The sequence below is a fragment of the Bacillus sp. 05T31 genome, assembly GCF_056396725.1.
The window spans coordinates 1-19,986 of the sequence record NZ_JBFTMA010000067.1 but is presented as its reverse complement, the minus strand read 5'-3'; the positions used below and the strand labels follow the sequence as shown (position 1 = coordinate 19,986).

At 37.2% G+C, this 19,986-nt stretch carries 18 protein-coding genes, 4 pseudogenes and 1 other annotated feature; all 22 genes and pseudogenes read left to right on the top strand.

All coding sequences use genetic code 11. The features are described from left to right. The coding region (locus AC1DJR_RS06945) for a valine--tRNA ligase (protein WP_477002276.1) at positions 1–2,123 on the top strand (2,123 nt) is incomplete at its 5' end. A 94-nt stretch (positions 2,124–2,217) separates the two neighbouring features. Continuing rightward, entirely contained in the window at positions 2,218–3,519 is a 1,302-nt protein-coding gene (locus AC1DJR_RS06940; RefSeq protein ID WP_477002275.1) for a bifunctional folylpolyglutamate synthase/dihydrofolate synthase, read from the top strand. Between the two features lie 164 nt (positions 3,520–3,683). Next, positions 3,684–4,652, top strand: coding sequence for a stage II sporulation protein B (locus tag AC1DJR_RS06935; RefSeq protein ID WP_477002274.1), 969 nt, complete (start codon positions 3,684–3,686; stop codon positions 4,650–4,652). 219 nt (positions 4,653–4,871) lie between these two features. Next, positions 4,872–5,321: pseudogene (locus AC1DJR_RS06930) on the top strand (Maf family protein); the annotation flags it as partial. Next, positions 5,317–5,796 (top strand): annotated as a pseudogene (radC, locus tag AC1DJR_RS06925) (RadC family protein); the annotation flags it as partial. The pseudogenes AC1DJR_RS06930 and radC (AC1DJR_RS06925), both read left to right, overlap by 5 nt. Before the next feature lie 558 nt (positions 5,797–6,354). Then, positions 6,355–8,166: a reverse transcriptase domain-containing protein gene (locus AC1DJR_RS06920; protein WP_429688104.1), complete on the top strand. Its 1,812-nt coding sequence runs from the start codon at positions 6,355–6,357 to the stop codon at positions 8,164–8,166. 103 nt (positions 8,167–8,269) lie between these two features. Next, a pseudogene (radC, locus tag AC1DJR_RS06915) lies at positions 8,270–8,473 on the top strand (DNA repair protein RadC); the annotation flags it as partial. A gap of 24 nt (positions 8,474–8,497) precedes the next feature. Then, complete coding sequence (mreB, locus tag AC1DJR_RS06910) at positions 8,498–9,481, top strand: cell shape-determining protein MreB (protein ID WP_477002277.1); 984 nt, start codon at positions 8,498–8,500, stop codon at positions 9,479–9,481. Between the two features lie 41 nt (positions 9,482–9,522). After that, complete coding sequence (mreC, locus tag AC1DJR_RS06905) at positions 9,523–10,374, top strand: rod shape-determining protein MreC (RefSeq protein ID WP_429687648.1); 852 nt, start codon at positions 9,523–9,525, stop codon at positions 10,372–10,374. A 14-nt stretch (positions 10,375–10,388) separates the two neighbouring features. Further along, positions 10,389–10,934 (top strand): rod shape-determining protein MreD, encoded by a 546-nt coding sequence (mreD, locus tag AC1DJR_RS06900; RefSeq protein ID WP_289404686.1) that lies wholly within the window; start codon positions 10,389–10,391, stop codon positions 10,932–10,934. Positions 10,935–10,969: 35 nt separating this feature from the next. Then, positions 10,970–11,656, top strand: coding sequence for a septum site-determining protein MinC (gene minC / locus AC1DJR_RS06895; protein WP_429687649.1), 687 nt, complete (start codon positions 10,970–10,972; stop codon positions 11,654–11,656). A 2-nt stretch (positions 11,657–11,658) separates the two neighbouring features. After that, positions 11,659–12,456 (top strand): septum site-determining protein MinD, encoded by a 798-nt coding sequence (gene minD, locus AC1DJR_RS06890; protein WP_000503308.1) that lies wholly within the window; start codon positions 11,659–11,661, stop codon positions 12,454–12,456. 133 nt (positions 12,457–12,589) lie between these two features. Beyond that, positions 12,590–13,336, top strand: a complete 747-nt coding sequence (locus AC1DJR_RS06885) for a M23 family metallopeptidase (protein ID WP_002143261.1) — start codon at positions 12,590–12,592, stop codon at positions 13,334–13,336. Beyond that, positions 13,329–14,189 carry a M50 family metallopeptidase gene (locus tag AC1DJR_RS06880; protein WP_002088816.1) on the top strand — a complete coding sequence of 287 codons (861 nt, stop codon included), beginning with the start codon at positions 13,329–13,331 and terminating at the stop codon, positions 14,187–14,189. Before AC1DJR_RS06885 ends, AC1DJR_RS06880 begins: the two co-directional genes overlap by 8 nt. 42 nt (positions 14,190–14,231) lie before the next feature. After that, positions 14,232–15,641, top strand: coding sequence for an Rne/Rng family ribonuclease (locus AC1DJR_RS06875; RefSeq protein ID WP_477002273.1), 1,410 nt, complete (start codon positions 14,232–14,234; stop codon positions 15,639–15,641). A gap of 77 nt (positions 15,642–15,718) precedes the next feature. After that, positions 15,719–15,797 (top strand) — a sequence feature (ribosomal protein L21 leader region). Between the two features lie 14 nt (positions 15,798–15,811). After that, complete coding sequence (rplU, locus tag AC1DJR_RS06870; RefSeq protein WP_000270907.1) at positions 15,812–16,120, top strand: 50S ribosomal protein L21; 309 nt, start codon at positions 15,812–15,814, stop codon at positions 16,118–16,120. Positions 16,121–16,131: 11 nt separating this feature from the next. Further along, the gene (locus AC1DJR_RS06865) at positions 16,132–16,476 is read left to right on the top strand and encodes a ribosomal-processing cysteine protease Prp (RefSeq protein WP_002138477.1); all 345 of its coding nucleotides are present in this window, start codon (positions 16,132–16,134) and stop codon (positions 16,474–16,476) included. Positions 16,477–16,479: 3 nt separating this feature from the next. Then, positions 16,480–16,770, top strand: a complete 291-nt coding sequence (gene rpmA / locus AC1DJR_RS06860; protein ID WP_002088814.1) for a 50S ribosomal protein L27 — start codon at positions 16,480–16,482, stop codon at positions 16,768–16,770. A 63-nt stretch (positions 16,771–16,833) separates the two neighbouring features. After that, positions 16,834–17,382, top strand: coding sequence for a Spo0B C-terminal domain-containing protein (locus AC1DJR_RS06855; RefSeq protein ID WP_429687651.1), 549 nt, complete (start codon positions 16,834–16,836; stop codon positions 17,380–17,382). Continuing rightward, on the top strand, positions 17,382–18,665 hold the full coding sequence (obgE, locus tag AC1DJR_RS06850) for a GTPase ObgE (protein ID WP_477002272.1): 1,284 nt from the start codon (positions 17,382–17,384) through the stop codon (positions 18,663–18,665). The genes AC1DJR_RS06855 and obgE overlap by 1 nt, the downstream gene beginning before the upstream one ends. Before the next feature lie 172 nt (positions 18,666–18,837). Beyond that, positions 18,838–19,545 (top strand): response regulator transcription factor, encoded by a 708-nt coding sequence (locus tag AC1DJR_RS06845; RefSeq protein ID WP_002034150.1) that lies wholly within the window; start codon positions 18,838–18,840, stop codon positions 19,543–19,545. After that, positions 19,535–19,986 (top strand): annotated as a pseudogene (locus AC1DJR_RS06840) (sensor histidine kinase); the annotation flags it as partial. The gene AC1DJR_RS06845 and the pseudogene AC1DJR_RS06840, both read left to right, overlap by 11 nt.

Below are 19,986 nucleotides of genomic sequence, written 5' to 3'. Positions count from 1 at the left end.
GTGAGTATATCATCAACTGGGATCCAGCAACACGCACAGCTCTTTCTGATATTGAAGTAATTCATAAAGAAGTTCAAGGTGCATTCTACCATATGAACTATCCGTTAACAGACGGTTCTGGTCACATTCGCCTTGCAACTACTCGTCCAGAAACAATGCTTGGTGATACAGCGGTAGCAGTTCATCCAGAAGATGATCGCTACAAACATTTAATCGGAAAAACAGTTACACTTCCAATCGTAGGCCGAGAGATTCCGATTATTGCTGATGAATACGTAGAAAAAGACTTCGGAACAGGCGTTGTAAAAATTACACCAGCTCATGATCCGAATGACTTTGAAGTAGGTAACCGTCATGACTTACCACGTATTTTAGTAATGAACGAAGATGGAACGATGAACGAAAAAGCTGGTAAGTATAACGGTATGGATCGTTTCGAATGCCGTAAAGAGTTAGTGAAAGACTTACAAGAAGCTGGCGTATTAGTAGAAATCGAGCCTCATATGCACTCAGTAGGTCATAGTGAGCGTAGCGGTGCAGTTGTTGAGCCTTATTTATCAACACAATGGTTCGTAAAAATGGCTCCACTTGCAGAAAAAGCGGTAGAACTTCAACAAAAAGAAGAAGAAAAAGTAACGTTCGTACCAGAGCGTTTTGAAAACACATACTTACGCTGGATGGAAAACATTCATGACTGGTGTATTTCTCGTCAATTATGGTGGGGACACCGCATTCCAGCTTGGTATCATAAAGAAACTGGTGAAGTATACGTAGGTACAGAAGCGCCAGCAGATCTTGAAAACTGGAATCAAGATAATGACGTGCTTGATACATGGTTCAGTTCAGCATTATGGCCATTCTCAACACTTGGTTKGCCGAATGAAGATGCAGCAGACTTTAAAAAGTTCTATTCAACAGATGCTTTAGTAACTGGTTATGATATCATCTTCTTCTGGGTATCTCGTATGATTTTCCAAGGTTTAGAGTTTACAGGAGAGCGTCCATTTAAAGATGTATTAATTCACGGTTTAGTTCGTGATGAGCAAGGACGTAAAATGAGTAAATCTCTTGGTAACGGTATTGATCCGATGGATGTTATCGAGAAGTACGGTGCAGATGCGATGCGTTACTTCTTATCAACAGGAAGTGCACCAGGTCAAGATTTACGTTTCAGCATGGAAAAAGTAGAATCTACTTGGAACTTCATTAATAAAATTTGGAACGCATCACGTTTCGTATTAATGAACATGGATGACATGAAGTATGAAGAAATCGATTTAACTGGTGAAAAATCAGTTGCAGATAAGTGGATTTTAACTCGCTTAAACGAAACAATCGAAAGTGTAACACGTAACATGGATAAATATGAGTTCGGTGAAGCTGGTCGTTCATTATACAACTTCATTTGGGATGATTTCTGTGACTGGTACATTGAGATGGCGAAACTTCCACTATACGGTGAAGATGAAGCAGCTAAGAAAACAACTCGTTCTATTTTAGCTTACGTATTAGACCAAACGATGCGTCTATTACATCCATTCATGCCATTTGTAACAGAGAAAATTTGGCAGCATTTACCGCATGAAGGCGAGTCTATTACAGTAGCAGCATGGCCAACAGTTCGCGAAGATTTACAAGATAAAGAAGCGGCAGCAGAAATGCACCTTCTAGTTGATATCATTCGCTCTGTTCGTAACATCCGTGCGGAAGTAAATACACCAATGAGCAAAAAAGTTCAAATGCAAATTAAAGCAAAAGAYGAGGYAGTACTAGCYCAGCTTACGAAAAACAGYTCTTACATTGAGCGTTTCTGTAACCCAAGTGAACTAACAATTAAGATTGATTTACAAGCGCCAGAAAAAGCGATGACTGCAATCGTATCAGGTGCAGAGTTATTCTTACCGTTAGCTGATCTTATCAATCTTGATGAAGAGAAAGCGCGTCTTGAAAAAGAACTTGAGAAGTTYGRTAAAGAAGTAGAACGTGTACAGAAGAAACTTTCAAACCAAGGATTCGTAGCGAAAGCTCCTGCAGAAGTTATTGACGGAGAGCGTGCGAAAGAGCAAGATTATCTAGAAAAACGCGAAGCGGTTCGTCAACGTCTAGCTGATCTTGAGAAATAAAAATGTTTTTCAGAGACTCACTATATTGGTGAGTCTCTTTTCTTTGCGTATAATAGAATTAAGAAGTTTGTCTTTTGAAAGGGGAATAGCAAACGTGATACATACATACGAAGAAGCGATAAACTGGATTCATAGCCGATTGAAATTTGGGATAAAACCAGGGCTAGAAAGAATGCAATGGATGTTAGAAGAACTCGGAAATCCAGAGCGTCATATAAAATGTGTTCATCTWGCCGGCACAAATGGAAAAGGTTCAACTTTAACATATATGCGCTACATGTTAGARGGCGCGAAATATAAAGTAGGAACGTTTACATCGCCTTACATAGAAACATTCAATGAACGTATTAGTGTAAACGGAATACCGATTGCAGATGAAGAGATTGCRGAACTTGTAAATATGGTAAAGCCAGTCGTTGAAAAATTAGATGAGACGGAYTTAGGAGAAGCGACTGAGTTTGAAATTATTACAGTAATGGCAATTTRTTATTTCGGTAAAGTTAATTTCTGTGATGTYGTTTTATTTGAAACGGGGCTTGGGGGAAGATTTGATTCTACAAATGTTATTCATCCGGTTCTCACGATTATTACGAATATCGGCCACGATCATATGCATATTTTAGGAAATACACTAGGAGAAATTGCATATGAAAAGGCAGGGATTATTAAGTCTGGTGTTCCAGTTATTACTGGTGTGAAAAATGAAGAAGCATTGCAAGTAATTCAAAAGGTTGCTAAGGAAAACCATGCAAGCTTATATGAACTTGGAAAACAGTTTACAACATTACATAAACATTCTAATGAAGATGGGGAACATTTTGATTTTGATTGTCCATTTGTCTCGTTTGAAAATGTTCGAATTTCAATGAAAGGTATTCATCAAGTAGGCAATGCAGCGCTAGCGCTTATGGCAGTAATGTATTTAAAAACATATTTATCATTTTTAATTAATGAAGAGGAGATGAAAGCTGGTTTACAAGAAGCCTACTGGATTGGTCGATTTGAAAAGTTACAAAGTAATCCAGATATTATAATAGATGGTGCTCATAATCCAGAAGGTATTGAAAGTCTTGTAAAAACAGTAGAGGCACATTATAAAAAGAAGAATGTAATAGTTTTATTTACTGCTCTTGGTGACAAACAGTTACATAACATGGTAGGGCAATTAGAAAAAGTTGCTGATGAAATAATATTTACGACGTTTGCCTTTGATCGTGCCATTTCTGCTGACAAGCTTGCATCGTATTCGCAACAAGAGTCAAAATTAGTTTTTGAAGATTGGAAAGAGGCAATTGATACAAAGGTTGACATGATAGGAGAACATGATGTTTTTATCATAACAGGTTCTTTGTATTTCATTTCCGAAGTTAGAAAATATATTCGCGAGAAAAACTAGATAGTCTTTGCTATCTAGTTTTTTGTTCTACAAATGAAGTCAAATGCATACATATAAGATAATAATATAGGGTTATTTGACGAATTCCTCTGACAAATATCTCGTTTTTTTGTGGAATGAATATGATATGATGCGGACAATGACAAGAGGTGAGGTGTGAGTGTATGGACAAGCAATCACGAACGATCTCGGTGAAAGTAAATGGAACAGAAGCGAAGTATGAGGAAAAAAAGAAGGATGAGTTTGACTGGATGATAGCAGAAAGTGAGAGACCGAAAAATGTCGTTCCGTTTCAAAAAGCGAAATCAGTATCTATGGAAAAATATCGAAAGAAGTGGAGCAATACAATAATCGCAATCGTTGCAACTGCAATAATTATCGGTACTGCATTTGGGATGGGTATGATTCATTTATTAACTGGACAAGGGACGACAGGAGAAGGTAAGGTAACGGCTTCGAAGCAGACAGGTAATGAGGAACAAAAGGTGGGTGGAACGGCAGAACAAACACCAACACCAACACCGAAAGAGGAAAAACCAAAAGCACAGGTAGGAACGTCATTAGAACCAATGAAACTATTTTTCGTTCAAGGAGGGCTTTATTCCTCTGAAGAAAAAGGACAGGCTGCTATTGAAGAGTGGAAAAGTAATGGGGGCGTGGCTACTTTGAAACCGAGTGGTGATAAGTATGCGTTAGTTGTTGCTATTACGAGCGATGAACAGGCTGTTAATCAATTAATAGATCAGTATAAGCAAGATGGTGTTTCAGTTTTGAAAAAAAATTGGGATATTACAGATAAAGCATTGCTCAAAAATGATAAAGAAGTAGGAATGTTTTTAGCGAAAGTGCAGCCATTATATACTCATTTAGCAAAATATGTGTCCAGCGTACAAACTAGTGGAAAAAGTAATCCAAAAGATATAGAAGCGATTCAAAAAGAGTGGAAAGCTATGGAAAAGGAAGGGAAGAGTATGAAGCGTGAAGATGCAAAGAAGCTTTATACGTATACGTCAATAGCGGTGCAAACGATTAAGGAAGGGAAGAGCGATAAGGAATCTGTAGCTAAATTAAATCAAGTTATTATTGATGGTATACTTTCGTATGAAAAAATGGTTTCACAAAAAGTGAAATAATAGGATAATGAAATGACGAAGAAAGAAGTACATATACTTCTTTCTTTTCTTTTGAATTTAGAACAAAGTGCTTTCTGTATGGGCAGCATATAATCGTATTTAAAAAGAACTATTATTTTGTTTAGAGAAAATGATATTTCTAGAATTTGTGGGGAAACTATTCCTTTGATACGATTGATTTGAATTATTCTGCTTCATGTGAGAAGGGAAGGAGAAAATATGAGAAAAATTATTTTAGCTTCAGGGTCACCTAGGAGGAAGGAACTGCTTGAATTAGCAGATGTGCCATTTGAMATCGTTGTTAGTGAAGTAGAAGAGAMGATTGGTGCATATTCATCACCTTCTGATATTGTYATGTCGCTTGCTTTGCAAAAAGCATCTGCTGTGGCAGAAAACCATAGTAATCAAGTTGTACTAGGTGCAGATACAATTGTTACATATGATTCGCGTATTCTTGGAAAGCCGTCTAATGAGGCTGAGGCGAAAGAAATGTTACGATTATTATCGGGGAAAACACACGAAGTATACACAGGTGTTGCAATTATATCGAAAGAAAAAACGGTAACTTTTTATGAACGTACAGAAGTAACATTTTGGGGATTAACAGAAGAGGAAATAGACGTATACGTTGCATCGAAGGAACCACTTGATAAAGCAGGGAGCTATGGACGGTATTCGTGATGTTGTGAGAGAAGAACAGCCACGGGAGCGTTTATTGTTAGAAGGAGCAGGAAGTTTATCGAATCGAGAACTTCTTGCAGTTTTACTCAGAACGGGTTCTAAAGAAGAAACGGTGTTAACGTTATCAGATAATATTCTACATCATTTTGACGGCTTACGAATGTTAAAGGATGCAACGTTAGAAGAGATGATGAGCATTCATGGTGTTGGGATTGCAAAGGCGTCGCAGCTTATGGCTGCTTTTGAATTAGGTAGAAGAATGGTACGTTTAGAATATCAAAATAGATATAGTATTCGAAGTCCAGAAGATTGTGCGAGTTATATGATGGAAGAGATGCGTTTTTTGCAACAGGAGCATTTTGTTTGTTTATATTTGAATACGAAAAATCAAGTTATACATAGGCAAACTATTTTTATTGGAAGTTTAAATACGTCGATTGTGCACCCAAGGGAAGTTGTGCGCCCATAAGGGCATTTAGAGAATCTGCTTTGGCAAAGCAGTAGGGAAATATCATAATCTTCACCCTATCATCAGCCAGCTTATCCGTAAGGGAAACCAAACGGGGAGTGTAGCATGCTGGAAAAGCCATAAGTTGTCTAGTTACCAAGGCACGACTGAATGGCGAGATGAAACTCATAGACAAGGATGAAAGCTGGATTGCTTAAATGATAGCTCAAGGGGGACCACGTGGACCTTCAGCGGGAGGTAACGATAACCGCTGAACAGAATATGCATGTTCCTTAAAAACTTCGAGGAGCATGAAATGATACTATTCTAACCAACTTCTGTATGGAAGAAACGAGCGAAAGTCACATCCGAAACTATGAATGCCTACGTTTCTAAATGACTAAATGGGGATTGCCTAAGTTGGAACGCCACAAAGGCTATGACAATCGTGTCTAAATATCCAATAAGGCAACGGAACTCTCGTAGTAGTCCGAGATAGGGAAAGCCTATTACATGGCGAAGGAGAGTAGTTTATCTAGTTTAATGCAAAATTGGGAAGGAGCGTGAGGCTCTATGAGAAATCCAAAAGTAGTATTAAGCAGTCTAACTTCCAAGGCGATTGAAGAAAATTACACATTTAAGCGACTGTATCGGAATTTATATAACATTGAATTTTTCCTAGACGCATATGCCAAAATCTATCCTAATAAAGGAAGTAACACCAAAGGTGTAAATGAAGATACTATAGACGGCATGAGTGTTAAAAGAATAGATACTCTTATTGAAAAGCTGAGAAATCAAACATATCAACCTAATCCCGCAAGAAGAACTTATATTCCAAAAAAGGATGGAAAACTAAGACCTTTAGGTTTACCAACTTTTGAGGATAAATTAGTTCAAGAAGTAGCTAGAAAAATTCTTGAAAGTATCTACGAACCTGCATTCTCTGAAAACTCACATGCTTTCAGACCAAACAGAAGTTGTCATACGGCTCTTAAACAAATCAAACATACCTTTACTGGCACTCGCTGGTTTATCGAAGGTGACATAAAAGGATTCTTTGATAATATTGACCATCACATTCTTATCAACATCTTGAGAAGAAGAATCAAGGATGAAAAATTTATCAACTTGATTTGGAAATTTCTACGCGCTGGTTATGTGGAAGACTGGGTATTTCATAAAACATTCAGTGGAACTCCACAAGGTGGTATCATTAGCCCAACTCTCTCTAATATTTACCTTAATGAATTGGATAAATACGCTGAAGAATATACATCGATATTCAACAAAGGTGATAAACGCAGACATAATCTAACCTATCATAATCTAGCGTCGAAAATAACTTATCATAAACATAAAAATAAACGGGAATGGTCAAATTTAAACAAAGAAACTAGAGATGTAAGAGCCAATGAAATAAAAAAACTCTACAAAGAGTTAATCAAACATGACAGTAAGGATCTGTTTGACCCGAACTATCGTAGAATGAAATATGTGAGATATGCAGATGATTTTCTTATTGGTGTTATAGCAAGTAAAGAAGAGGTAGAAGAAATCAAGAAGGATTTAACGATTTTTCTAGCTAATAAACTAAAACTTGAACTAAGTGCGGAAAAGACGCTGATTACACATAGTAAAAAGAATGCGAGATTTCTCGGGTATGACATTAGAGTAGCTAGGGATTGGCAAACAATGAAAATGCCTAACGGCACACAAAAAAGAAAGTTTAATTTTCAAGCCAAACTCTTTGTACCTCACGAAAAATACATCAAAAAACTCATTGACCTTGGTGCATTAAGTCTCGGGAAAAATAATCAATGGAAACCGATTCATAGACCGTATTTACTCCGTAATGATGACATAGAAATCATAAGACAATACAATGCTGAAATAAGAGGACTGTACAATTATTATCGACTAGCTAGTAATGTGCATGTTCTGCAATCTTTCCGTCAAACAATGAAATACAGCATGATAAAAACTTATGCTAATAAATATAAAAGTACCGTGAGCAAGATAATCAACAAATTTTCTATAAACGGAAACTTTGGTATTCGTTACAAGACGAAAGATGGGCAACGTATTGCATACTTCATAGAGCAAAAAATGGAAAAGAATACAAAGATTAATAATGAAGAGGTTGATATAAAACCGAATACAGTTCAATTTGGTGGCAAAACAAGTCTCATTGAACGCCTTTTAGCTGAAAAATGTGAATGGTGTGGTATAGAGAATGTTCCATTAGAAATGCACCATGTCAACAAACTTAAGAATCTAAAAGGAAAAAAACGATGGGAACAAACCATGATTGCAAGAAATCGAAAAACAATCGCAATGTGTGTGAAATGCCACCATGACTTACACAATGGGAAGTTAGATTGATAAATGGAAAGCCGTATACTCTGAGAGGAGTACGTACGGTTTGGGGGGGAGTTCTTGGAAACCTGCTTAAGAAACTAAGTAAGGCGCTGGGTTCTTACCCTACTTTAAAGAAGCRTTCCGTCGGGCAGCAGCCTCTATTATATGTCTTCATAACCATCCCTCAGGAGATCCGGCGCCGAGCCGTGAAGATATTGAAGTTACAAAACGATTAGTAGAATGTGGTCGAATTATCGGAATTGAAGTACTTGATCATATCATAATAGGTGACCATAAATTCGTGAGTTTAAAGGAAAAAGGTCATATTTAAGACTATTCTTTTTACTTATTTGGAATAGACTTAGGAACAGCGAACACGCTTGTATATGTGAAAGGGAAAGGTGTAGTTTTACGTGAACCTTCAGTAGTAGCATTACAAACTGATACGAAACAAATCGTTGCGGTAGGTAGCGATGCAAAACAAATGATTGGTCGTACACCAGGAAACGTAGTGGCACTTCGCCCTATGAAAGATGGTGTAATTGCTGATTACGAAACAACAGCAATAATGATGAAATACTACATTCAACAAGCTCAAAAATCAAATGGATTCTTCTCACGTAAACCATATGTAATGGTATGTGTACCATCTGGTATTACAGCTGTAGAAAGACGTGCAGTAATCGATGCGACTCGTCAAGCTGGTGCTCGTGATGCTTATCCAATCGAAGAGCCATTTGCAGCAGCAATTGGTGCAAACTTACCTGTTTGGGAGCCGACTGGTAGTATGGTTGTTGATATCGGTGGTGGTACAACAGAAGTTGCAATTATTTCTTTAGGTGGTATTGTAACAAGTCAATCAGTTCGTGTTGCTGGTGATGATATGGACGATTCAATCATTCAGTACATTAAGAAAAGCTACAACTTAATGATTGGTGAAAGAACAGCAGAAGCACTAAAATTAGAAATCGGTTCTGCAGGCGAGCCAGAAGGTATTGAGCCTATGGAAATTCGCGGTCGTGATTTAGTAAGTGGTTTACCGAAAACAGTACTAATTCAACCAGAAGAAATTGCAGATGCATTAAAAGATACAGTAGATGCAATTGTAGAATCAGTTAAAAATACGTTAGAAAAAACTCCACCTGAATTAGCAGCGGATATTATGGACCGCGGTATCGTATTAACAGGTGGTGGGGCATTACTGCGTAACTTAGATAAAGTTATTAGTGAAGAAACAAATATGCCAGTTCTTGTTGCAGAGGATCCATTAGATTGCGTAGCAATTGGAACGGGTAAAGCATTAGACAATATCGACCTTTTCAAAACTGCTGCTCGATAATATTGCAAAATAAAAATCAATGAAATTAAGAGGGTGTGAACGTGCCACAGTTTTTCTTAAACAAAAGATTAATTGTTTTGTTAGTTAGTATTATTCTTCTCGTGGCATTGATTGGAATCTCATTGAAAGAACGGAACAGTTTATCATGGCCAGAGCAGTTTATAAAAGATACTGTCGGTGTTGTAGAACGTGTATTCCAAAAGCCAGCGAATTATGTTGCCGGATTCTTCGAGAATGTAGAAGATGTAAAGCGCACGTATGAAGAGAATAAAAAGCTGAAAGCAAAATTAGATTCTACCGCAGATTTATCTGCAGTAGTGAAAAATTTAGACGATGAGAATAAAAAACTACGAGAATTAACTGGTAAAGAAAAGTCCCGTGGTGATTATACGGAAGTACAAGCTAGTGTGGTTTCTCGTAATCCCGATAAATGGTACGATTTAGTTGGAATTGATAAAGGAGCACAGCAAGGGATCAAAAAAGATATGGCTGTTGTAACTCCGAAAGGTTTAGTTGGACGCGTAAAAAGTGTATCTCAGTTTACATCGTCAGTAGAGTTGTTAAGTTCGATGAGCCGAACAAACCGTGTTTCTGCTATTGTACAAGGACAAGAAAATATCTTTGGATTAATTGAAGGTTACGATAAAGAAAAACAACTACTTCTTTTCACAAAGATTAGCTCTGATGCAGAGGTGAAAAAAGATCAACTAGTTGTAACATCTGGACTTGGTGATATCTTCCCTAAAGGTCTTGCGATTGGGAAAATTGTTGATGTTCAGCCAGATCCATACGGTTTAACAAAAACGGCTTATGTAAAACCATCCGCTGATTTGAATGATGTAGAGCATATTATAGTTGCAAAACGTGATATGCCTACAGCGCCGTTAGAATAGGAGGGAGAGAAGAGATGATGACGATTTTAAAAAGAGCAGCTCTTCCTCTTTTGCTCCTTTTTGTTTTTTTATTTGAAAATATGTTCTCTACTGTTGTTCCAACAGACGTCTTTTGGAAAGGCAGTATAGCAGCACCGCATTTCTTTATAATTGTGTTATGTTTTATTACAGTGTACTATAGTCCGGTTCAAGGGATTTACTACGGACTATTATTTGGTTTCTTATTTGATACCGTATACACGGAACTTGTCGGTATATATATATTTGCTTATCCGATTTTAGCTTATTTAGTTTATAGTGTGATGAAAGTATTACAATTGAATTTATTTATTGTCGGTTCTATCGTACTGGCTGGCATTGCAGCATTAGAGTATTATGTGTATGGGTTTTTAACTTTGTTAGGACGTACTCACATGTCAGCATCTGTCTTTTTCACAGATCGTCTCCTTGCTACTTTATTGCTAAATGGAATTTTCTTATTAATAGTTTGTTTCCCACTGAGACGATATTTAGTGCGTCTTTCAAAAGCGATAGAAGAAAAAGAAAAAAGGATTTTCTAATTTTATGTCGAATTGAATCGGTGGGGTGAACTTTAGTGGAAGAAAAAAAGCAACAAAATGTAACGATAAAAGGGACAAAAGATGGAATAATACTTCATTTAGATGATTGCTGTTCATTCTCTGAGCTACTAAAAGAATTGGATGAAAAGCTTTCTACACATTACTATGAGAGTGACGGACGTTCTTTAATTGAAGTGCGTGTTAAAGTAGGAAATCGCTATTTAACAGAAGTACAACAAGAAGAGATTCGTACGTTAATTCGCAATAAGAAGAACCTTGTTGTAGAATCAATCGAAAGTGATGTTATAACAAAAGCAGAAGCAATAGCTTGGAAAGAAGAAACAGAAATTGTCCCTATTTCCAAAATTGTTCGCTCTGGACAAGTGTTACATGTAAAAGGCAATTTATTATTAATTGGAGATGTTAATCCAGGCGGAACGGTTATCGCTGGGGGGAATATTTTTGTCTTGGGATCATTAAGAGGAATTGCACATGCGGGGTATGATGGAGATTCAGAAGCTGTTATTGCTGCATCTATTATGAACCCTATGCAACTCCGAATTAGTGATGTGACAATGCGGGCTCCGGAAGAGAAAGAAGACGGAGCAGAGGCGGCAGAATGTGCGTACATTAATGAGAACAATCACATTGTTGTCGATCGCCTGCAACTTCTCACTCATCTTAGACCTAATTTAACAAAGTTAGAAAGGGGAATTGTATAGCTGTGGGAGAGGCAATAGTAATTACATCTGGAAAAGGCGGAGTAGGTAAAACTACAACGTCTGCGAACATTGGTACAGCCCTTGCGTTATCTGGAAAAAAAGTGTGTTTAATTGATACAGATATCGGTTTACGCAATTTAGACGTAGTAATGGGGCTAGAAAATCGTATTGTATTTGATCTTGTTGATGTCGTTGAAGGGCGTTGTCGTTTACCTCAGGCTCTTATTAAAGATAAGCGTTTTGATGATCTTTATTTATTACCTGCAGCACAAACGAGCGATAAATCGGCGGTAACACCTGAACAAATGGATGAATTAATACAAGTATTACGTCAAGATTATGATTACATATTAATTGATTGTCCTGCGGGGATTGAGCAGGGGTTTAAAAATGCAGTAGCAGGTGCGGATAAAGCAATCGTTGTAACAACACCAGAAGTATCCTCAATGCGTGATGCGGATCGTATTATCGGGCTTTTAGAGAAAGAGGATATTGAACCACCGAAACTTGTCATTAACCGTGTGCGTAGTCATATGCTTCATGAACAGGATATGTTAGACGTTGATGAAATTGTACGTACACTGTCAATCGAGCTTCTTGGAGTTGTCGAGGATGATGATGAAGTTATTCGTGCTACGAATACAGGTGAACCTGTAGCACTGCAACCTAGTGGGAAAGCAGCAATAGCTTATCGTAATATTGCAAGACGCTTGTTAGGTGAGAATGTACCATTACAAGCATTTGAACAAGAAAAAGTATCGGTATTTACAAAGATGAAAAATTTCTTTGGAATCCGTTAAAAGCACTTCGCATAAATGCGGAGTGCTTTCTTTTTTCTTCGCATGAATATCTTCCTTCTATAACTCATACATATGTACAAACTGTATATAACTGTTTCTATTTGAATAAGGCTAACGAAAGAAAGGAGACAGTATGAAGAATAGACGTGTGGAAGAAATTAAAAAGCGGATTGCGAAAAGGAAAGCAGAGCAAGAATTGCTAGAAGAAGAGCGGTATTTTGCGGGAGGAGATTTTGATAGCGAAACGGTCTTTATTGAAGAGGGGGAGAAGGAAATTCATCCTCTATTTCGAAAAGAAGTTTTTCTCTTCAAAGTTTTGCTATCAGCAATATTAGTTCTTTCGGTTGCTATTTTATTTAAGAACGCACCTTCTTCTTTTGATGGTACTAGAGCTGTTACAGAAAAAGTTATGCAAGAAGAATTTCAATTTGCTACTATATCGAAATGGTATGAAAATCAGTTTGGAAAACCTCTCGTGTTCTTTTCTCCAAATGAGAAAAAAGAAGAGGCTATTCAGCAAAAGGATTATGCGATTCCTGCCTCTGGAAAGGTGATGCAAGGATTTCAAAAAAACGGCCAGGGTGTATTTGTTCAAACGGCTACAAATGCAACGGTGGAGTCAGTAAATGAAGGTATAGTTGTTTTTGCGGGCAAGAAAGAGGAACTTGGAAATACAGTTCAAATTCAGCACGCTGATGGTACGGAGTCATGGTATGCAAATTTAAATGATATGTCAGTAAAATTATATGATTACGTTTCAAAGAAACAAAAAATTGGAATAGTGAGTAATGATGAAAATAATAAAAATGGCAAATTTTATTTTGCAATAAAAAAGAATGAAAAATTTATTGATCCAATTCAGGTGATTTCATTTGATTAAATATAGGGATGTTTTCACGAAAATTTCTGTGCATCCGTTGTTTTGGGTTATTATTGTCATTGGTATTTTTACAGCACGTTTTAAAGAGTTACTATTACTATTTTGTATCGTTTTAGTTCATGAACTTGGGCATGCTTTTGCCGCAGCGTATTATAATTGGCGTATTAAACAAATTCAGCTTTTGCCGTTTGGTGGCGTAGTTGAGATGGAGGAACATGGGAATAAATCGTTAAAAGAAGAATTAATTGTCGTTATGGCGGGGCCAATTCAGCATATATGGATGATTGCAGTCGCTTACATTTTGTATAAAGCGGGCTGGGTAACTGACGATTTGTACCATTTCTTTGTATGGAATAATGTCATTATTTTAGGGTTTAATTTATTGCCTATTTGGCCACTTGATGGTGGAAAAGTATTATTTAATGTATTATCATATCGTTTTCCCTATTTACAAGCACATGAAAAGATGATGAAATTGTCATGTGTTTTTTTTAGTGTAATATTAGGATGGCAGTTACTTTGGAATAGTAATAACATTATGATGTGGGTATTACTCGTTTTTCTAGCGATTTCTTTATATCAAGAATGGAAACAAAGACGGTACGCATTTATGCGTTTTTTATTAGAGCGTTATTATGGGAATAAAAGAGATATTGAAAAAATAGCACCTATTGAGGTGAAAACGGAAGATCATTTATATACGATTTTCACAAAATTTCGCAGAGGATATAAACACTCTATTATCGTCCATGGAAAATATAAAGAGCATTACACATTGGACGAAAATGAATTGTTGTATGCGTATTTTGCTGAAAAACGAACAACCTCATCTGTTGAAGAATTAATTGGTTAGTGTTGACGACGACACTAACCTTTTATATTGTAAGGAAAAGAAATGAAAAGTGAGGAAAGAATTTTGAAGACGTTATATATTAACTACACTGGTTCGGAAAAGCGTGTTGCGATAGAAGAGAAACAAAAAATTGTAGAGCTTTTATGGAAACGGAATGAAGAGCAGGAGATTGTCGGACATATTTATGTTGGGCGTATCGTAAGAACAATTGCTGGAATGAACGCAGCCTTTGTAAATATCGGATTAGAAAAACATGCATATCTTTCATTTGATGATGTACCATCTTCATATCGCATACATGAAGGACAGGCGATACTTGTACAAGTTGTGAAAGAGGCAATTGATACGAAGGGGCCAAAATTAACGGCGAAGATAGAAKTTACCGGAAAATATGTCGTTTACATGCCCTATGATGACATGCGCGCTGTTTCTCGGAAAATAAAAAATAATAAAAGAAGACAACAGTTACTGGGAATTGAAGTAGAAGGAACAGGTGGATACATTTTCCGTTCTGCTTCTGAAAAAGGAACGATCGATGAAATACAAGCTGAAATGCAAGGGTTGCAGCAGTTATATGAAGAGTTAAAAAGAAAAGAAGATCAAGGGAAGGCGCCCTTACTACTTCATCAACCAGCGACGTTTTTAGATCGTGTATTTCAGGAGAACCCAATTGAAACAATTGAAAAAATAGTTGTAGATACGAGAAGTATAGTAAAAGAATTAGAAGAAAAAGTAGGGAAAGAAAGAGTATCCTTTTATAATGAAAAATCTTCGATGTTTAACCACTTTGGAATAGAGCGTGAAATCGAGAAAGCACTTCAAAAAATTGTGTGGCTACCAAATGGTGCCTATCTAATTGTAGAACAAATGGAGACGATGACTGTAATTGATGTGAATACAGGTAAATTTACTGGAAAACAAAATTTACAAGATACCGTATTTCGCACAAATGAAATGGCTGCTGAAGAGATTGCTCGTCAATTAAGACTTCGTGATATTGGCGGGATGATATTAATTGATTTTATTAATATGAAAAGACGGGAAGATAAAGAGAAGGTAAGAGAGCGTTTAATGATAGCTTTACAAGATGATCGCACATATACAAGAGTGCTTGGGTTTACAGAGTTAGGTATTTTAGAGATGACGCGTAAGCGCAAGAAACATTCGTTACGTGACGTATTATTAGAAGAGTGTGCGCCTTGTAAAGCGACAGGTTACATTATATCTAATGAAACAATTGCGTATGAGCTAGAGAGAGAGCTTATTACTTATGGTAATATAGAGGATGAAGCTGTATTGATTGGTGCTTCAAAAAAAGTACAAAAACATTTTTCACAAAAAGAATTACAAAAAAATATTCCATTTGAAATTTATTTCAAAGATGATATTATCGAAAAGTACGCTATTATCCGTTTTGGAAGTAAGAAAGAAATTGTAGAACGGAAAAAATAGTTAGCAGAACATTCATTGACAATAGTCAATGAGTCATGGTAATATTTTTATGTTATAGTTTATAGCACCTAAACTGCTATATGCTACAACCGCACAAGACAGGTTCCCTAAAGACATTTTATGTCTACCTCGTTTTTGGCGAGTCTTAGTAATTAAGAGGAGGTGCAAGTATGTACGCAATTATCGAAACAGGTGGAAAACAAATTAAAGTTGAAGCTGGTCAAGCAATCTACATTGAAAAATTAGATGTTGAAGCTGGTGAAACTGTTACTTTTGACAAAGTTCTTTTCGTTGGTGGCGAAAACGTGAAAGTTGGTAGCCCAGTTGTAGAGGGTGCAACAGTTACTGCGAAAGTTGAAAAACAAGGTCGCGCTAAGAAAATCATCGTTTTCAAATACAAAGCGAAAAAGAACAATCGTAAGAAACAAGGTCATCGTCAACCTTACACTAAGCTAGTAGTTGAAGCTATCAACGCTTAATTCTGGTTAAGATGATTAAGATTACGATAAGTCGCACGAAACTAGGAAGTATCCGATCATTTAAAATGACTGGACATGCCAATTATGCGCCACATGGACAAGATCTTGTCTGTGCTGGAACTACAGCGGTTGTGTTTGGTTCTATAAATGCAGTGGAAGAACTTTGTAATGTGCAGGCAACTATTGAACTCGGAAGTGATGGCGGATTCTTGACGTATGAATTGCCTAATGATTTAGACGTTCATACAGCAGAAAAAGCACAAATCCTTTTAGAAGGATTGGTTGTTTCGCTAAAGACGATTGAACTTGATTACGGAAAGTATATCCGTTTAATAGAAAAAGTGCAGGAGGTGTAACGTATGTTAAGATTAGATCTTCAGTTTTTCGCATCTAAGAAAGGTGTAGGTAGTACAAAGAACGGTCGTGACTCTCAGTCAAAACGTCTTGGTGCTAAACGCGCAGATGGTCAAACGGTTTCAGGTGGTTCAATTCTTTACCGTCAACGCGGTACAAAAATTTATCCAGGTGTTAACGTTGGTCGTGGTGGCGATGACACTTTATTCGCGAAAGTTGACGGCGTAGTACGCTTTGAGCGTCTTGGTCGTGACCGCAAACAAGTGAGCGTATATCCTGTTGCTCAAGAAGCATAAGAACTCACGGAAAACTCTAACCTGAGTGCAGGTTAGAGTTTTTCTATATTAAGGGGTATCTAAATGAATGAAAAATGGACAATTATAGATGCGTTGCGCCATTCAAGACATGATTGGCTCAATCGTATGCAGATGATTAAAGGAAACCTTTCCCTTGGAAAGGTGGAAGAGATTCATAGGCTCATCGATCGTTTTGTCCAAGAAGCGAGACARGAATCCAATCTGATAGGGCTATCCATGCCTTTATTTTCAGAATGGATTTTAACATATAATTGGAAACAGCAACCGTGCTTATTGGAGTACGAAGTATTAGGAGAATTACATAACTTATCTCATATCGATGAGACTGTATGTACATGGACGAATCAATTTTTCTTAATGCTTCAGCATAGTTTAGACGTATATGTTGAAAATTATGTTTGTATCACAATTGAATGTGACGCGGAGAATGCTTGTTTCTTTTTTGATTTTCGTGGAAAGCTAACGAATGTAGAAGAACTACAGAACTGGCTTGCGAACCAAAACAATAAATGGTATTCCATTTCTTATACAGTACGAGACGAAGAAGTCTCAGTTATATTACAACTAATCGGAAAAAGTGTGGTGAAATAATGTTTGTAGATCAGGTCAAGATATATGTAAAAGGCGGCGACGGTGGTAACGGAATGGTTGCGTATCGTCGTGAGAAGTATGTACCTAAAGGTGGCCCAGCAGGTGGCGACGGTGGTAAAGGTGCAGATGTTGTTTTTGTTGTTGAGGAAGGCTTACGTACATTAATGGACTTCCGCTACCAACGTCATTTCAAAGCTGATCGCGGTSAGCACGGAATGAGTAAAGGTCAGCACGGTCGTAAATCTGAAGATTTAATCGTAAAGGTTCCACCAGGAACAATAGTGAAAGATGAAAAAACAGGTGAAATTCTTGCCGATTTAGTAACGCATGAACAAACAGCTGTAATCGCAAGAGGTGGCCGTGGTGGCCGTGGTAACTCACGTTTCGCAACAGCGACGAACCCAGCGCCAGAAATCGCTGAGAACGGGGAACCAGGTCAAGAACGTGATGTCACGCTAGAACTTAAAGTGCTAGCAGATGTTGGACTTGTTGGATTCCCAAGTGTAGGTAAATCTACATTATTATCTGTTGTATCATCAGCGCGTCCGAAAATTGCAGAATATCACTTTACAACAATCGTTCCGAATCTTGGTGTTGTTGAAACTGGTGATAACCGCAGCTTCGTTATGGCTGACCTTCCTGGACTAATTGAAGGCGCACACTCCGGCGTTGGACTTGGACACCAATTCTTACGTCATATCGAACGTACACGTGTAATTGTGCACGTTATCGATATGTCTGGTTTAGAAGGACGTGAGCCATATGAAGATTATGTCACAATCAATAATGAACTAAAAGAATACAATATGCGTTTAACTGAGCGTCCACAAGTTGTTGTTGCAAACAAAATGGATATGCCAGATGCAGAAGAAAACTTACAAGCATTTAAAGAGAAATTGGGAGACGAAGTGAAAATTTTCCCAATCTCAGCTGTAACGAAACAAGGTGTTCGTGACTTACTATTTGAAGTAGCGAACTTATTAGAAACAACACCAGAATTCCCAATGTACGATGATGTAGAAGAATCTGAAGCAAGTGTAATGTACAAATTTGAATCTGAATCTAATTTTGAAATTACACGCGAAAGTGATGGCACATTTGTTATTTCTGGTTATGACATTGAGAAAACATTCAAGATGACAGACTTCTCACGTGATGAATCTGTACGCCGATTTGCTCGTCAAATGCGTGGAATGGGTATTGATGAAGCCCTTCGTGCACGTGGTGCAACAGACGGAGATATTGTGAAAATTCTTGAATATCAATTTGAATTTATCGATTAAGACTGCCGAAATATGGCGGTCTTTTTTTTTCGTTATTTGAGTCCAGTGAAAACCCAATTCATATAGGTGAACCATAAGTCGATATAGGAAAAAATCCCCATTGATTAAAGTTTCAATTTATAATAGAAAAAGGAGTGATTTTAGAAGAATATTTTATGGGGAGAAAAGGAATATGTATAAAATATTAATTGTAGAAGATGATGAAAAAATTGCAGAGATATTAGAGGAGCATTTAGAAAGGTATGGATATCAATCTTTCAGAGTGAGCGATTTACGGCATATAAAAGATGAGTTTGTAAAAGTAAGTCCTCATCTTGTGTTACTTGATATTAATTTACCATACTTTGATGGCTTCTACTGGTGCCGCCAAATCCGTACTGTATCGAATGCGCCGATTATTTTTGTTTCTGCAAGAACGGGGGAAATGGATCAAGTAATGGCGATTGAAAATGGCGGAGATGATTACATTACGAAGCCATTCCATTTAGATATCGTAATGGCAAAGGTGAAAAGTGCACTCCGCCGCGGGTATGGTGAGTATGCTTTGGCCGCGGAAAGTGACTGCTTAGGTGTTAATGGATTGTTATTATTCCCATCACAGCACACAGTAGAGTGGAAAGGTCAACAAACGGAACTTACAAAAAATGAGTTTTATTTATTAGAATGTTTAATGAAACAAGCAAATCAATACGTGACACGTGAAGAGCTGTTAGAGGCTTTATGGGATGAAGTAGCTTTTGTTGATGATAATACATTAACCGTGAATGTAAAGCGTGTAAGGAAGAAACTTGAGGAGTTAGGCATTAAAAATGCAATTGTCACAAAGCGTGGGTACGGTTATGCTCTTCTTACTGAGTGGGGCGAAGGGCATGAAGGTTAAAAATTACCTCATAGAACGTTTTTCCTTAATCCTTTCTTACATTATAAGCCTTTGTTTATTTGGACTCGTATTGCAGTTGCAAAGCCTTTTAGAAAAGCATGCGCTGGACTGGAGTACATGGTTATACGGACTTTTATTAGGGACAGTTGTGTTTAGTGTATACCTTATTTACGATTACCGAAAACGAAGTGTGTTTTTAAAGAGGATAGAACAGTATATTGCCGGTGGACATACATTACATGACTCTTTACTTATCGATACTTCTTATACGTCAGAGCAAGAAATGGTTGTTGAAGCGTTTACGCTATTAAGGCAGCAATATATGAATGAAGTTCATAAGCAGCATGCAAAAGAGCAACAGCAAATGATTTTTATGAACCAGTGGATCCATCAAATGAAAACACCAGTATCCGTTATTGAATTATTGTTACAGAAATATGG